Annotated in this window: 1 protein-coding gene and 1 pseudogene; both read right to left on the bottom strand. The window is 64.4% G+C overall.

The features are described from left to right. Positions 1-249 precede the first annotated feature (249 nt). Positions 250-621: pseudogene (locus ACXJKH_RS21030) on the bottom strand (H-NS histone family protein); the annotation flags it as partial. A 167-nt stretch (positions 622-788) separates the two neighbouring features. Further along, positions 789-1,097, bottom strand: a 309-nt coding sequence (locus ACXJKH_RS21025; RefSeq protein WP_457322286.1) for a His/Gly/Thr/Pro-type tRNA ligase C-terminal domain-containing protein, incomplete at its 5' end; no start/stop codon positions are given.

The raw sequence follows: 1,097 nt of genomic DNA, 5'->3' as shown, positions 1-1,097 counted from the left end.
CGGGTGGGTTGGCGGGACCCTCAAGCCGCATGGATGCGGCTTGGGAGCCTACACGGACGTATTTACGGCGTGTCCCGCCAACCCACCCGTACCCGCCCAAGCCGGCAGGGGCAAGCACGCGCCAGTCGTTGATCCTGCAGTGCTTTGGCAACTGCCGCTCGCGTAGCTGGAAAAAGCGCAGACCAAAAAAAACGCCGGCATCGCGCCGGCGTTTTCCGTTTCAGTTTCCGATGAAACCGGAAACCATTACTTCTTGATCAGGAACTCTTCGACCTTCTTGCCCTTGGTGGTCAGCGCGGCCAGCCAGCGCGGCTGCTTGCCACGGCCGGTCCAAGTTTCCTTCGGGTTGGCCGGGTTGCGGTATTTCGGTGCCACCTTGCCCAGCTTGCGCACGGCCTTCTTGGCCGGGGCCTTGGTCGCCTTGGCGGCGCGGCCGCGGGCCGGGACGGCGCCACCGAACACTTCCTCGATCGAATAACCGTGCGCCTTGGCCAGCTTGGTCAGCTGGGTACGCACCTTGGTCACCGCCGGGCGCTTGGCCACGATGGTCTGTTGTTTCTTGGCGTTCTTGATCAGGGCGCCCAGCTCTTTGGCGGACAGGCCACTCAGGTCAATGCTCATCAACTGCTCCGGAATCTAATTAAGGACGGGGTCGGCCAGTCCTTGGCTTGCGCGACAGCATACATATCCGGCGGGATGCTGCACAGAGTTAACCGGCATATTCAATCGTCCGGGCAAAAAGAAAAGCCGGGATATTCCCCCGGCTCTCTTTGTGCTGCTGTTTTCGATCAACCCGTCAGGCGCGCGAGCAGGGCATCGCGGTCCAGGCTCTCGGCCTCGCTTGCGCTGCGCGACCGGTACTCGTAGGTGCCGGCGGCCAGGCCGCGTTCGGATACCACCACCCGGTGCGGCACGCCGATCAGTTCCATGTCCGCGAACATCTGCCCCGGACGCAGGCCGCGGTCGTCCAGCGCCGCATCCAGCCCGGCGGCCTGCAGCTGCGCCAGCAACTCGGCTGCCGCAGTGGCCACCGCATCGTCCTGCTTGGGGTTGATGATGCACACCACCACCTGCCACGGTGCCATCGCCGCCGGCCC

It is taken from the genome of Stenotrophomonas sp. P5_B8, assembly GCF_054049855.1.
This window is presented reverse-complemented; position numbering and strand designations above follow the sequence as displayed.